This window comes from Streptomyces sp. NPDC045026, from assembly GCF_056432625.1.
In genome coordinates, this window is the sequence record NZ_JBWKIS010000002.1 from 386,605 (window position 1) to 399,647 (window position 13,043).

General features: G+C 72.4%; 11 protein-coding genes and 1 pseudogene. 5 read left to right on the plus strand and 7 right to left on the minus strand.

Going from position 1 to position 13,043, the window contains the following annotated elements; genetic code table 11:
- Positions 1-15 precede the first annotated feature (15 nt).
- Positions 16-264: a hypothetical protein gene (locus tag AC07EJ_RS05585; protein WP_383091282.1), complete on the plus strand. Its 249-nt coding sequence runs from the start codon at positions 16-18 to the stop codon at positions 262-264.
- A 65-nt stretch (positions 265-329) separates the two neighbouring features.
- The gene (locus AC07EJ_RS05590; RefSeq protein WP_389476329.1) at positions 330-521 is read left to right on the plus strand and encodes a hypothetical protein; all 192 of its coding nucleotides are present in this window, start codon (positions 330-332) and stop codon (positions 519-521) included.
- A gap of 6 nt (positions 522-527) precedes the next feature.
- Here AC07EJ_RS05590 and AC07EJ_RS05595 read toward each other — a convergent pair.
- The 5 genes and pseudogenes from AC07EJ_RS05595 to AC07EJ_RS05615 form a co-directional block, all read right to left on the minus strand.
- Positions 528-1,000: pseudogene (locus AC07EJ_RS05595) on the minus strand (VOC family protein).
- 65 nt (positions 1,001-1,065) lie between these two features.
- Positions 1,066-2,097: a TolB family protein gene (locus AC07EJ_RS05600; protein WP_389475799.1), complete on the minus strand. Its 1,032-nt coding sequence runs from the start codon at positions 2,095-2,097 to the stop codon at positions 1,066-1,068.
- A complete protein-coding gene (locus AC07EJ_RS05605) occupies positions 2,094-3,551 on the minus strand; it encodes an MFS transporter (protein ID WP_478883840.1) in 1,458 nt (485 codons plus the stop codon). Before AC07EJ_RS05605 ends, AC07EJ_RS05600 begins: the two co-directional genes overlap by 4 nt.
- A 1-nt stretch (position 3,552) precedes the next feature.
- Positions 3,553-4,440 (minus strand): alkaline phosphatase family protein, encoded by an 888-nt coding sequence (locus tag AC07EJ_RS05610; protein WP_389475795.1) that lies wholly within the window; start codon positions 4,438-4,440, stop codon positions 3,553-3,555.
- A 101-nt stretch (positions 4,441-4,541) separates the two neighbouring features.
- On the minus strand, positions 4,542-4,973 hold the full coding sequence (locus AC07EJ_RS05615; protein ID WP_389475793.1) for a VOC family protein: 432 nt from the start codon (positions 4,971-4,973) through the stop codon (positions 4,542-4,544).
- A 310-nt stretch (positions 4,974-5,283) separates the two neighbouring features.
- Here AC07EJ_RS05615 and AC07EJ_RS05620 point away from each other — a divergent pair, with 310 nt between their 5' ends.
- Entirely contained in the window at positions 5,284-8,277 is a 2,994-nt protein-coding gene (locus AC07EJ_RS05620) for a bifunctional [glutamine synthetase] adenylyltransferase/[glutamine synthetase]-adenylyl-L-tyrosine phosphorylase (protein WP_478883841.1), read from the plus strand.
- A gap of 30 nt (positions 8,278-8,307) precedes the next feature.
- Here AC07EJ_RS05620 and AC07EJ_RS05625 read toward each other — a convergent pair whose 3' ends face one another.
- Positions 8,308-8,916: a TetR/AcrR family transcriptional regulator C-terminal domain-containing protein gene (locus AC07EJ_RS05625; RefSeq protein WP_389475789.1), complete on the minus strand. Its 609-nt coding sequence runs from the start codon at positions 8,914-8,916 to the stop codon at positions 8,308-8,310.
- 147 nt (positions 8,917-9,063) lie between these two features.
- Here AC07EJ_RS05625 and AC07EJ_RS05630 point away from each other — a divergent pair, with 147 nt between their 5' ends.
- Positions 9,064-10,542 carry an APC family permease gene (locus AC07EJ_RS05630; RefSeq protein WP_389475787.1) on the plus strand — a complete coding sequence of 493 codons (1,479 nt, stop codon included), beginning with the start codon at positions 9,064-9,066 and terminating at the stop codon, positions 10,540-10,542.
- 51 nt (positions 10,543-10,593) lie between these two features.
- Entirely contained in the window at positions 10,594-12,171 is a 1,578-nt protein-coding gene (locus tag AC07EJ_RS05635) for an amidohydrolase (RefSeq protein ID WP_389475785.1), read from the plus strand.
- Here AC07EJ_RS05635 and AC07EJ_RS05640 read toward each other — a convergent pair.
- Entirely contained in the window at positions 12,152-13,015 is an 864-nt protein-coding gene (locus tag AC07EJ_RS05640) for a phosphatase PAP2 family protein (RefSeq protein ID WP_389475783.1), read from the minus strand. The two genes, AC07EJ_RS05635 and AC07EJ_RS05640, sit on opposite strands and share 20 nt — an antisense overlap.
- Positions 13,016-13,043 lie beyond the last annotated feature (28 nt).

The following is a 13,043-nucleotide window of genomic DNA, read 5'->3' on the forward strand; positions in this document are numbered from 1 at the left end:
AGAAGGGAGCGCATCATGGCCGAGCCGCTCAAGACCCTCGTCGACGGGGTCGAGGTCGAGGTACCCAACAGCATCCCCGCCATCCGTGACGCCCTGCCGCAGGAGCGGCGCGAGGAGTTCGACCGGGAGATCAACGCGGCCGGGGTGCACGAGATCCACGCCGTGATGCGGCACTGGATGCTGGAGGCCGTGCCCGATCCGGCCGCCGACGCCATCATGGACCGGCTCGCCCGTGAGGAAGCGGAGAGGGCCGGAGCCGCGTGAGCCATCGTCATCGCCGCCGCCACCGCATCGCGTACGCCCCGCCCGCCGACGACACCCTCGCGAAGATGGCGGGACCCGTGCCGTTCAGGGCGGAGCTGGAACGCACCCTCGGCGTCGACCCGTACGGGCATGGGTCCCTTCCCATCGGCCGGTGGGCCGACCGCAGGGAGGCGACCGTGCACGGCGTCATCGTGCGGTACTACGTCTCCGGGTCGATCCTGGTCTTGACGGTGGTGCGGCTGATCCCGGAGCCGTGAGGCGGGTCAGCCCCGGCGCTGTTCGCTCAGCAGCTCGTGCAGGGGTTGCGTGGCGCGCTTGCGGTACTCCTGGATCGCCCAGCCTCCCCCAAGTTCTCGGCTTCGCTCGAACAGGGGGGACCCCCATCGTCCGGGTCGGTGAAGTACATGAACGTGCCGCCGTCGTCCGGGGCGTACTGCTGGGGCTCCGAGACGTCGAGGCCGCGCGCCGTCAGCTCCGCGTGGGCCGCCTTGATGTCCGCGACGATGAGCTGCAGGCCGTGGTACGTGCCCGGCTGCGGGGTGCCGGTGGGATTCGGGACGCCCTCGGCGAGATTCACCGAACAGCCGGAGCCGGGCGGCGTGAGCTGGATGATCCGGACACCCGGCATCACCTCGCGGTCCACGTCGCAGCTGAAACCGACCTTGCTCGTGTAGAAGTCCTTCGCCCGGTCCAGGTCCGTGACGGGCAGTTGAATCACTTCGAGAGTCATGCCCATCGTCCCAGCCTTGCCGGTGGCGGACCCGTCTGCCACCGGTATCAGCGGTTCCGGGTCGCCCGCGGTCACAGGTACGCCGGGGACACCGCCGCCTTGGTGAGGCGGTGCGGGGCCCCCGTGCCGTCCGCCGGGACCGTGTAGAGGTCCGCGCCGTAGTCGCCCGGCAGCGCGTAGGTCAGGGTGTGCGCGTCGCTCCAGACCGCCTGGTCGTCCACGCTGCGGGTCTCCGCCAGGGGCGTCTCGCGCAGCGTGCGCAGGTCGAGTACGTACAGCCGCCAAGGGGCGTCCGCCGAAAGGCCCTTCACGCGTTTCTTGTACGCGATGCGGGTGCCGTCGGGGGAGAGGGACGGGCATTCGACGTTCTGGTGGACGGTGGTGAGCGTGCGGGTCCGCAGGTCGCCCCGTACGAGGTACGTCTTTCCGTGCGTCGCGAGCGTCGCGTAGAAGTGGCGGTCGTCCGCGGCGAACGTGATGCCCCAGAAGTTGATGTCCGCCGCGCGGTAGGTCCGGCCGTCCTTGACGACCCGGAAGTCCTCGAGCGTCGGCGTGAGGTGACCCGTGCGGGTGTCCACGATCGCCGCCCGCGTCGAGAAGTTCGTGCCCGCGTAACTGTCGCCGCCCACGAACACCGTCCACGCCGCGTACCGCCCGCTCGGCGAGACGCGGGCGCGGGACGGGATGCCCGGCAGCGCGTAGTGGGCCTTCTCCTTCAGCCGCGAGTCCAGGACGCGCGCCGTGTACGTGTCCTGCATCGCGCCCCGCTCGGCCCGCAGGCAGACGGCCGTGCCCGAAGCGGCGTAGAAACGCAGGCACTTGACGCCCGACGCGGTGCGGGGCGCGTCCGGGCGGCCCGCCGGGACCGTGGTGAGCTCGTCCCGGTGGGGGCCCCACGCCATGTTGCGGAAGACGAGGTGGCGGGGGGCCGCGGTGGGCTCGGCCGGCAGGGTGACCCGGCCAGCCGTGACCGTCGGGCCGCCCGCGTGCGCCTGGTTCCTGCGGTCGGCGCGCGCCGCCGCGTGCCAGACGGAGGCCGTCGCGACGGCCGCCAGGGCGATGACCGCGGCGACCAGTACGAGCAGCCTGTTACGTGTCGTCATGCGGGTACTACCTCCGCGGGGGTGGGGGCGGTGGGCCGGAACGCGTACGCCACCGCCGCGCCCGCGGCCAGCGCCACCGTGGCCGCGCCCAGAGCCGTGCGGTCGCCCCACGCCGTCCAGGCGGCGCCGAAGCCGATGGAGCAGACGAAGCGCGCGAGCGCCTGGCCGGTCTGGACGACGGCGAGTCCCGACGAGCGCAGCTCCTGGGGGATGGCGGTGGAGGCCGCGGCCATCAGGACGCCGTCCGTCGCCGCGTAGAAGCAGCCGTGCAGTGCCAGCACCGCGTACGGCAGGGCGCTGCCGTGCCACGGCGAGAGCAGCAGGCCGTACGCGGTGAGGAGCGCGGCGTGGCCGGCGAGGAACACGCGCCAGCTGCCCACGCGGTCCGCGAGCCGGCCCAGGGGCGCGGCCAGGAGCAGGAACGCGGCCGCCGTGCCCAGGGGGAGCAGCGCGAACCACTGGTCGGGGACGCCCAGGCGGCGCTGGAGGAGCAGGTAGATGAAGGAGTCGCTGACCGTGGCCAGGCCGAGGAGCAGGGCGCAGACCGTGGTGCGGCGGACCTCGCGGCGGCGCAGGAGCGCGAACGCGGACCGGAAGGTGGGGCGAGGGGGTGCGGGGCGGTCGTCCTTGGTGGTCTCGTGCTGGACTTCGTGGCGGTCGTCCTTGGTGGTCTCCTGCTGGACTTCGTGGCGGCCGTCCTTGGTGGTCTCCTGCTGGACTTCGTGGCGGCCGTCCTTGGTGGTCGCCTGCGCGGGTGCGGGGCGGCTGTCCTCGGTCGTCACCTGTTGGGCTTCGTGGCGGCGGGGGACGAAGAGGACCAGGATCAGTACGCCCGTTGCCGCGACGCAGAAGCTGACGGTGAAGACCGCGTCGTAGCCGTCCGTCGTCGCGCGCAGGATCAGGAAGGCCGCGAGGGGGCCGAGGAGGGCGCCGGTCGTGTCCATCGCCCGGTGTACGCCGAAGGCCCTGCCGCGGGTGGCCGGGGTGCTGCTCAGGGAGATCAGGGCGTCCCGCGGCGCCGTGCGCAGGCCCTTCCCGGTGCGGTCGGCCGCCAGGACCATGCCGATCGTGGGGAGCGTGGCGACCAGCAGGAGCAGGGGCTTGCAGAGCGCCGAGAGCCCGTAGCCGAACAGGGCGACGGTCTTGTGACGGCCGCCTCCGCGGTCCGCGAAGTGGCCGCCGACGAGGCGGACCAGCGCCGAGAAGCCGTTGTAGACGCCGTCGAGGAGACCGAAGCCGAGGGGGGAGAGGCCGAGTCCCGCGACCAGGTAGAGCGGCAGCACCGCCGTGACCATCTCGGACGAGACGTCGGTGATCAGGCTGACCGAGCCGAGGGCCAGGACCGTGGGGGCGATCGCGGTGCCGCGCCGCCCGGCCGGTGGCCGGGCGGCGGGTTCCGCGGACGCCGTGCTGGAGTTCCCCCTTGCTCGGGGGCGGCTGTCCGCTACGTACATGTCAGGACGTCCAGATGCCCGTGATGTCCTTGCCGGACGCCGCGTTGCCCGCGTGCGGGAGGCCGTGCATGTCCTCGATCGTGCGCAGGACGTCGTAGTGGTTGTAGGTGGTCGCCGAGGTGGCGCCCGGGGTGACCTGCTGGCCGTAGAGGACCGTCGGGATCTTGTTGCCGGCCAGGCGGTTGTCCTCGTCGAAGGTGACGACGAGGAGGCTGTTGTGCGCCTTCGCCCAGGTCGCGTAGGCGGACAGGTTGTTCTTCAGCCAGGTGTCACCGGTCGACACCGAGCAGTCGTGCATGTCGCTGCACAGGTCGGGGACCACGAAGGAGACCTGGGGGAGCGTCGAGTAGTCCGAGGGGAACTGCGCGAAGGTCTTCGCCGTGGACGTGGGCACGTTGCTGAACCCGAACCACGGGTTGTGCTTGCGGGCGTAGTCGCCGGACGAGCAGGTGGTCGAACCCTGGCTCGGCAGGCCCTCGTTGTAGCTGCCCCAGGTCTTGCCGGCGGCGATCAGCTCGGAGGCCAGGTTGGGCTGCGAGGAGAAGCCCGGCGTGTAGCAGCTGTCGTCCGTGATGCCCTGCGTGGCGCCCGAGAACAGCGCGAAGTAGTTCGGCTGGCTCGGGTGCGTCATGGCGTACGACGCCGAGAGGCTCGCGCCGTTCGTCTTCAGGCTGTTGATGTACGGGGCGCTGGAGGAGCCGATCACCTGGTTGTAGGCGTGGTTCTCGAAGACCACGACCACGGTGTGGTCCGGGGTGGGGACGCCCGCCGCGGCCTGCGCGGACGAGCCGCCCACGCCGGACCAGAGCGCGACCGCGGTGGCGGTCAGGGCGAAGGCCGACGCGAGCGCCGCGGCGCGACTGCGTCGGAACAGTGATCTGCCAAGCACGTGAGACCTCCGGTGGGGGGGAGAGACGGCGGCGGTGCGGCTAGAGCATGCACACGCCAAGATGCCCCTGTCCCACGCACATGTGAAGGGCCGATGAACCCTCAGCGCTCCGAGAGCGGGGCCGGTGCCTGCTGCACCGTCCATCCGTTGCCGTCCGGGTCGGTGAAGAACATGAACGAGTTCCACACGTTGCCGGGCCCGTCCTCCCAGCCCGTGGCCCCCACGTGCTGCACCGGGCTCACGTCCACGCCCCGCTCCAGCAGCTCGGTCCGCGCGGCGTCGATGTCCGTCACGCACATCTGGACGCCGGTCAGCGAGCCCGGCTGCATCGGCCGCTGCCCCGGCGCCCCCGGCACCCCCTCTTCCAGGGTGATCGAACAGCGCGACCCGGGCGGGGTCAGCTGGACGATGCGGACGCCCTCCGTGACGACCTGGTCGACGTCGACCTTGAAACCGAGCCGGTTCTCGTAGAAGTCCTTCGCCCGGTCGACGTCCGAGACGGGCACGACGATCACTTCGAGGGTCCAGTCCATGGGTGTTCCCCTTCGATTGAGGTTTCCCGCCACACGGCGAGCGGCGGCGTGACAGGGGACGCCCGTCCGGCCGTACCGTCGGGATCCGGAACAGCTCGGCCGCGGCGGCCTTCTCCCCGCCTCGGCCATCCCGATGCTCCCGTCAAAGGGCAGACCCCGCACGCGGGCGGGACTCACCGGTGAATCCTTGGGGCCTGTTCGGCGGATCGGGCCGGGGGCGCAGACTGATTCCGGCAACCTGGAACCGGCCCGATCCGCCGGACAGGCCCTAGGCTCTGGACCAGTGCGTGATCGAACAGGAGGCCGTGCGATGTCGGTGCCGCAAGGGCGCAGGAGCAGTACGTTCACGCGGCTGCTGCGGCACGGATTCACGGATCCCTCCGCCGCCGAGCGGCTCCTGGACGTGCCGGGCCTGTCCGCCGTGCGCTCCGACCCGCTGCTTCTCGACGCCCTCGGCGCCACCGCCGACCCGGATCTGGCCCTCCTCGGGCTCGTCCGGCTCGTCGAGGCGCAGGCCGGTGACCCCGAGCGCCGGGAGCTCCTCGACACGCTCATCACGGCCAAGCCGCTGCGCGACCGGCTCCTCGGTGTCCTCGGCGCGTCCGAGGCGCTCGCCGACCATCTGGCCCGGCACCCGCTGGACTGGCAGGCGCTCGTCACCTATGAGCCGTCCGACCTGCACCCCGGGGTGGAGGAGTTCGAGCGGGGCCTCGCGGACGCCGTCGACCCGAACTCCCTGCGGGTCGCCTACCGGCGCTGCCTCCTGTCGATCGCCGCCCGTGACGTGTGCGGGACGACCGACGTCGCCCAGACCGCCGCCGAACTCGCCGACCTGGCCACGGCCACCCTGCGCGCGGCCCTCGCCCTGGCGCAGGCGGACGCGCCCGGGGACGCCGCGCTGTGCCGGCTCGCGGTCATCGCGATGGGCAAGTGCGGCGGCCACGAACTCAACTACATCTCCGACGTGGACGTCATCTTCGTCGGCGAGGCCGTCGAAGGCGCCGACGAAGGCAAGGCCGTCCAGGCGGCGACCCGGCTCGCCTCGCACATGATGCGGATCTGCTCCGAGACGACCGTCGAAGGCGCCATCTGGCCGGTCGACGCCAACCTGCGCCCCGAGGGGCGCAACGGCCCCCTCGTGCGGACGCTCTCCTCGCACCTCGCCTACTACCAGCGCTGGGCCAAGACCTGGGAGTTCCAGGCGCTGCTCAAGGCGCGGCCCGTCGCCGGCGACCTCGAACTCGGCGACGCGTACGTCAGGACGCTCTCGCCCCTCGTCTGGCAGGCCGCCGAGCGCGAGAACTTCGTGCCCGACGTGCAGAAGATGCGCAAGCGCGTCGTGGAGAACATCCCCGCCGGCGAGGTCGACCGGGAGCTGAAGCTGGGGCCCGGCGGGCTCAGGGACGTCGAATTCGCCGTACAGCTCCTGCAGTTGGTGCACGGCAGGGCGGACCTCTCGCTGCGCAGCGGCACCACCCTGGACGCGCTGGCCGCCCTCGCCGACGGCGGGTACGTGGGACGGGTCGACGCCGTCCAGCTCGACGACGCCTACCGTTTCCTGCGCACCCTCGAACACCGCATCCAGCTCTACAAGTTGAGGCGCACGCACCTCGTCCCCGAGGGGGACGCGGACCTGCGGCGCACCGGGCGGTCCATGGGTATGCGGACCGAGCCGATCACCGAACTCCACCGCGCCTGGCGCCGCCACACCTCCGTCGTACGCCGTCTGCACGAGAAGCTCTTCTACCGGCCGCTGCTCGACGCCGTGGCCCAACTCGCCTCCGGCGAGACCAGGTTGAGCACCGAGGCCGCGCGCGAGCGGCTCGTGGCCCTCGGCTACCACGACCCGAGCGCCGCACTGCGTCATCTGGAGGCGCTGGCCTCCGGTGTGACCCGCAAGGCGGCGATCCAGCGGACGCTGCTCCCGGTGCTCCTGGGCTGGTTCGCCGACTCCGCCGACCCGGACGCCGGCCTGCTCAACTTCCGCAAGGTGTCCGACGCCCTGGGCAAGACCCCCTGGTACCTGCGGCTGCTGCGGGACGAGGGCGCGGCGGCGGAGAACCTCGCCCGGGTCCTGTCGGCGGGGCGGCTCGCCCCCGATCTGCTGATGCGCGCGCCTGAGGCCGTCGCCCTGCTCGGCGACCAGCGGGGCCTCGAACCGCGCGGGCACGCCCAGTTGGAGCAGGAGGTGCTCGCCGCGGTCGGGCGCGCGAACGGCGCCGAGCAGGCCGTCGCCGCGGCCCGTGGCGTACGGCGGCGTGAGCTGTTCCGTACGTCGGCCGCCGACATCATCGCCTCGTACGGCACCGAGGACTCGCCCGCCGAGGCCGACCAGGGCGCGCTGGTGGACCGCGTGGGCGGCGCGGTCTCCGACATCACGGCCGCGACCCTCGCCGGGACGCTGCGCGCCGTCGTGCGCGAGGGGTGGGGCGACGAGCTCCCCACCCGGTTCGCGATCATCGCCATGGGGCGGTTCGGCGGGCACGAGCTCGGCTACGGGTCGGACGCCGACGTGCTGTTCGTGCACGAGCCCCGCGAGGGCGTCGACGACCAGGAGGCGGCGAAGGCCGCGAACCGCGTCGTGTCCGAGATGCGCCGGCTGCTCGCCCTGCCGAGCGCGGATCCGCCGCTGCTCATCGACGCCGATCTGCGTCCCGAGGGCAAGTCCGGGCCGCTGGTGCGCAGCCTCAAGTCCTACGAGGCGTACTACCGCCGGTGGTCCCTGGTGTGGGAGTCGCAGGCGCTCCTGCGGGCCGAACCGGTCGCGGGCGACCTGGACCTGGGGCAGCGCTTCATCGATCTCATCGACCCGCTGCGGTTTCCCGCCGAAGGGCTCGGGGAGGACGCGGTGCGCGAGATCCGGCGGCTCAAGGCGCGCATGGAGTCCGAGCGGCTGCCGCGCGGCGCGGACCCGACGCTGCACACGAAACTGGGCCGCGGCGGGCTCTCCGACGTCGAGTGGACGGTCCAGCTGCTCCAGCTCCAGAACGGGTGGGCGGAGCCGGGGCTGCGCACGACCCGCACGCGGGAGGCGCTCGCCGCGGCGTGCGCGGCGGAGCTGATCCCGGGCGAGGAGGCGGCGATCCTCGACGAGGCGTGGATCCTGGCGTCCCGTGTGCGCGGCGCGGTCATGCTGGTGCGCGGCCGTCCGGGCGACACGTTCCCGTCCGACGGGCGTGAACTCGCGGCGGTGGGCCGGTACTTGGGCTACGACCCCGGACACGTCGGCGACATGCTGGAGGACTACCGCCGGATGACGCGCCGGGCGCGCGCGGTGATGGAGGAGCGCTTCTACGGGGCGTAGGCCGCTTCTGCGGGCCGTAGGCCCGGAGAGTCACCCGGCCATCGCGGACACGTGCGCGAGGAAGCCGGTCAGGGCCAGTTCGAACGCCGCGTCGGCGCGGCCCGTGCCCATCGCGGCCAGGGCCGCCGCCAGGCGCGGCGTCGCCGTCTCGTCGGCCAGCTCCCACATCGCCTCCGGCGCCGCCATGTCCAGGGCGGAGCCGAGGACGACGTTCTCCAGGCCGATGATCACCGGCATCACGTCCGGCAGGGCGAATCCGGCGTCGAGCAGGAGCCCGGCCGCGAGCTCGTACTGGTCCAGGACCCGCTGGGCCCGCACGGGTGACGTGGTGAGCAGCGGGATCGCCTTGGGATGGGCGGCGAAGGCCGCCCGGTAGGAGCGGGCCCAGCCCGCGAGCGCCTCGGTCCACGGCCGCTCGCCGCCGGTGAGCGTCGCGGGATCGATCGCGACGGCGACCCGCTCGCGCAGCAGCTCCACGATCCCGTCCCGGCCGTCCACGTGGTGATACACGGATCCCGTCTGGACGCCGAGCCGTTTCGCGATCCGCGGAACGCTGAAGTCGCCCTTCTCGTCGACGAGTTCGAGCGCGGTCGTGGTGATCCGCTCCCTGTCCAGCAGCGGCTTGCTCGGCCGTCCCATCGCGCGCTCCCCGAATCTGAGGTCTTCCCGAATGCCCAAAGGGAGGCTACATTGCCGAAACCGAAAGCCTTTAGGTTTCGCTTCCCGGCCACCGGGACGATGCCTCCGGGACCCCCGTCCCCCGCCGCCAGAAGGGCTTCCCTCCCCATGCCCGTGACCTCACCGCAGACGCAGAACAGCGCGACCGCCCCCGCAGCAGAACCCACCCTGCGCGCCGGCACCCTCGGCACCGCCGACATCGCCTTCTTCGTCGTCTCCGCCGCCGCCCCGCTCACCGTCATGGCGGGCGTCGCCCCGATCGCCATCGCGCTCGGCGGCATCGGCGCCCCCGTCGGCTATCTCCTCGCCGGCCTGACGCTCGCCGTCTTCGCCGTCGGCTTCACCACGATGAGCCGCCACGTCCGCAGCGCCGGCGCCTTCTACGCCTACATCACCCGCGGCCTCGGCCGCTCCGTCGGCATCGGCGCCGCCCTGCTCGCCATGGTCGGCTACAACGGCATGGAGATCGGCGTCTACGGCCTGCTCGGCACCGCCACGCAGGACACCCTGCACGCCCTCTTCGGCATCGACATCCCCTGGCTGCCCGTCTCCCTCGCGGGGCTCGTGCTCATCTGGTACGGCGGCTTCCGGTCCATCGACTTCGGGGCCAAACTCCTCGGCGTCCTGCTCTGCGCCGAGACCGGCATCCTCGTCCTGCTCGCGGGCGGCGTCCTCCTCAAGGGCGGCGCGCACGGCCTGTCCGCCGCGTCGTTCGCGCCGGGCAACGTGCTCGTCCCCGGCACCGCCGCCGTACTGGCCTTCGCCTTCGCGGCGTTCACCGGCTTCGAGTCGACCGTCATCTACCGCCGCGAAGCCCGCGACCCCGGCCGCACGGTGCGCCGCGCGACGTACATCGCGGTCGCCTTCCTCGGCCTGTTCTACGCGTTCATCGTCTGGACCGTCATCCAGGCCTTCGGCGACGCCCACGTCGTCGCGGCGGCCGGCAGCGACCCGGTCGGCCTGTTCTTCTCCGCCATCACCACCTTCGTGGGCGGCTGGGCGGCCGACCTGATGCACATCCTCATCGTGACCAGCGTCCTCGCCTCGCTCCTCGCCTTCCACAACGCGATCAACCGCTACGGGCTCGCGCTCGCCGAGGAGGGCGTCCTGCCGAAGGCCTTCGGCACGGTCCACGCCAAGCACCGTTCCCCGTACGTCGCCGGTGTCGCGCAGACCGTGCTCGGCGCGGCCGTCGTCCTCGCCTTCTGGGCCGCGGGCGCCGACCCGTACGCGCAGCTGCTCCTGTGGGTGAACACCCCCGGCATGATCGGCCTGATGGCGCTCCAGCTCCTCGCGGCGATCGCCGTGCCGTTCTACTTCCGCCGCATCACCCATGAGGAGGGCGTGCTGCGCACGGTCGTCGCGCCGATCGCGGCGACGGTGCTGCTCAGCGTCGCGATCGTGCTGGTCTGCACCCACCTCGACCTGTTCACGGGCGCGTCCTCCCTGGTCAACATGGTCCTGATGGCCGTGGCCCCCGCCGTCTTCGTCCTCGGTATCGCCCTCGCCCGCCGCCTGCGCCGCACCAGGCCCGACGTGTACGAGCGCTTCGCGGCGGAACCGTCCGACGGCGTGGAAACCGCCTAGGACCCCCGCCCTCCACGGAACACAGCCCCACCCCGAACGGAGTTCACCCTCATGCCCGCAGCCGATCTCCTCCTCACCGGCGCCCGCGTCCGCACCCTCGACCCCTCGAACCCCGAGGCGACCGCCGTGGCCGTCCGCGACGGCCTGATCGCCGCCGTGGGCGCCACCGAGGACGTCGTACGCGACTGGAGCGGACCGGGCACCGAGCGCGTCGACCTCACGGGAGCGACCCTCGTGCCCGGCCTCGTCGACGCGCACAGCCACCCCGTGTGGGGCCTGGAGATGGCGACCGGCGCGGACCTGTCCGGCGTACGGAACACGGACGAGCTGCGGGCGGCCCTGCGCGCGGCGCCCCGCGTCGACGGCTGGATCGTCGCCTGGGGCCTCGACCACAACGCCTTCGGCGGCCGCCCTGTCGACCGCGCCCTGATCGAGGACGTACTCGACGGAGCGCCCGCCTTCGTCCGCCTCTACGACGGGCACTCCGCGCTGGCCAGCGGGGCCGCACTGGCGGCGGCCGGGATCACCGGGCCGCGCGAGTTCGTCCAGCGCGCGGAGATCGTGTGCGACGCGGACGGGCGCCCGACCGGGCACCTCGTCGAGCACGCCGCGATGGACCTGATGCTCGCCGTCATGCCGAGGCCCTCGTTCGCCGAGCGCCGCGCCGGACTCCTCGCGCTGCTCTCCGACATGGCCGCCACGGGCCTGACCGGTGCCCACGTCATGGACCTCGGCCACGGCGACGTACCGCAGCTGCTGGCCTCGGTCGAGGAAGAGGCCGTGCTGCCGCTGCGGCTGCGGCTCGCGCCCTGGTGCATGCCGGGCGTGGACAAGGCCGGCCTGGACGAGCTGATCGCCGTCCAGCGCGAGGCCGGGCGGCACTGGCGGGTCGGCGGCGTCAAGTTCTTCATGGACGGCACCGTCGAGGGCGGCACCGCGTGGCTGGAGCACGCTGACTGCCACGGCCAGGGCACCGACGCGTTCTGGCCGGACCCGAAGGCGTACGCGGACGCGGTGCGGTACCTGCACGCGGCGGGCGTCGGCACCGCGACCCACGCGATCGGGGACGCGGCCGTCCGGCACGTCCTGGACACCGTCGAGTCCCTGGGCGAGAGCGGCCGGGGCGCGCACCGCATCGAGCACATCGAGACGGTGCCCGACGACACGATCCCGCGGTTCGCCGCCCTGGGCGTCGCCGCGTCGATGCAGCCGCCGCACACCGCGTACACCCGCAGCGACCAGGGCGACGAGTGGTCGAAGCGGCTCGGCACGGAACGGGCCTCGCGCGCCTGGCGCATCCGGGACCTGCGGGACGCGGGCGCCGTACTCGCCCTGGGCTCGGACTGGCCGATCGCGCACTACGACGTGCGCCGGGTCCTGTCCATGGCCCGGGTGCCTCAAGGCGCGGTGGGTCCCGGGCAGGGGCTGACGGGGCTCATGGCCCTTGAGGGCTGCACGTCACACGCGGCGCGCGCCGCCGGTGAGGACGCCGGGCGCATCGCCCCCGGTCTGCGGGCCGACCTCACGGCGTTCGGCCTCGACCCGGTCGACGCGCCGGCCGACGAGGTGGCCGAGGCGCCGGTCCGTCTGACGGCGGTCGGCGGTCACGTCACGTACCGGGGGGCCTGACGCCGGACGTGGCGGGCGCGGGCACGAGGCGCGGCATGGTGTGGGGCAGCGCCCCGTACCAGACCCGCGCCAGCGCGAAGCCGAACGCGAGGCAGGTCATGCCGCCCACCGCGTCCAGCCAGAAGTGGTTCGCGGTCGAGACGATGACGACCAGGGTCAGTGCCGGGTACAGGAGTCCGAGGACCCGCACCCACGGCGCCGAGGCGAGGGCGAAGATCGTCAGACCGCACCACAGTGACCAGCCGATGTGCATGGACGGCATTGCCGCGTACTGGTTCGACATGTGTTTCAGGTCGCCGGACGCCATCGAGCCCCAGGTGTGGTGGACCATGACGGTGTCGACGAAGTCCGAGCCGTTCATCAGGCGGGGCGGGGCGAGCGGGAACAGGTAGTAGCCGACCAGGGCGACCGCCGTCGTCGCGAAGAGCGTGAGCCGGGCCGCCGCGTAGCGGCCCGGATGGCGGCGGAACAGCCACACGAGCACACTGAGCGTGACGATGAAGTGCAGTGTCGCGTAGTAGTAGTTCATGCCGACGATGAGCCATGTCACCGAATTCACGGCGTGGTTGACGCTCTGCTCGACGGCGATGGACAGGTGGTGCTCCGTCCGCCAGATCCAGTCGGCGTTGCTCAGAGCCTTCGCGCGCTGCTCCGGAACGGCGTTGCGGATCAGGGAGTACGTCCAGTAACTCACCGCGATCAGCAGTATCTCGAACCAGAGTCTGGGACGACGCGGTGCGCGCATGCGGCCGAGGAGTCCCCGCCCATCGCGGCGGTCATCCGCCATGGGTGATGCGGTGGGCCCCTGTTGGCCGTCCAGTGTCCTCACGGTCGATTCACCCATAGAGACAGAGTCTGCCAGATACCGCCCC

Excerpts from the sequence above, each read along its gene's own strand:
- AC07EJ_RS05615 (WP_389475793.1), bottom strand. The coding sequence starts at position 4,973 with ATGGACTGGACCCTCGAAGTGATCGTCGTGCCCGTCTCGGACGTCGAC.
- AC07EJ_RS05630 (WP_389475787.1), top strand. The coding sequence starts at position 9,064 with ATGCCCGTGACCTCACCGCAGACGCAGAACAGCGCGACCGCCCCCGCA.
- AC07EJ_RS05605 (WP_478883840.1), bottom strand. The coding sequence starts at position 3,551 with ATGTACGTAGCGGACAGCCGCCCCCGAGCAAGGGGGAACTCCAGCACG.
- AC07EJ_RS05640 (WP_389475783.1), bottom strand. The coding sequence starts at position 13,015 with ATGGGTGAATCGACCGTGAGGACACTGGACGGCCAACAGGGGCCCACC.
- AC07EJ_RS05620 (WP_478883841.1), top strand. The coding sequence starts at position 5,284 with ATGTCGGTGCCGCAAGGGCGCAGGAGCAGTACGTTCACGCGGCTGCTG.
- AC07EJ_RS05625 (WP_389475789.1), bottom strand. The coding sequence starts at position 8,916 with ATGGGACGGCCGAGCAAGCCGCTGCTGGACAGGGAGCGGATCACCACG.
- AC07EJ_RS05600 (WP_389475799.1), bottom strand. The coding sequence starts at position 2,097 with ATGACGACACGTAACAGGCTGCTCGTACTGGTCGCCGCGGTCATCGCC.
- AC07EJ_RS05635 (WP_389475785.1), top strand. The coding sequence starts at position 10,594 with ATGCCCGCAGCCGATCTCCTCCTCACCGGCGCCCGCGTCCGCACCCTC.
- AC07EJ_RS05585 (WP_383091282.1), top strand. The coding sequence starts at position 16 with ATGGCCGAGCCGCTCAAGACCCTCGTCGACGGGGTCGAGGTCGAGGTA.
- AC07EJ_RS05590 (WP_389476329.1), top strand. The coding sequence starts at position 330 with ATGGCGGGACCCGTGCCGTTCAGGGCGGAGCTGGAACGCACCCTCGGC.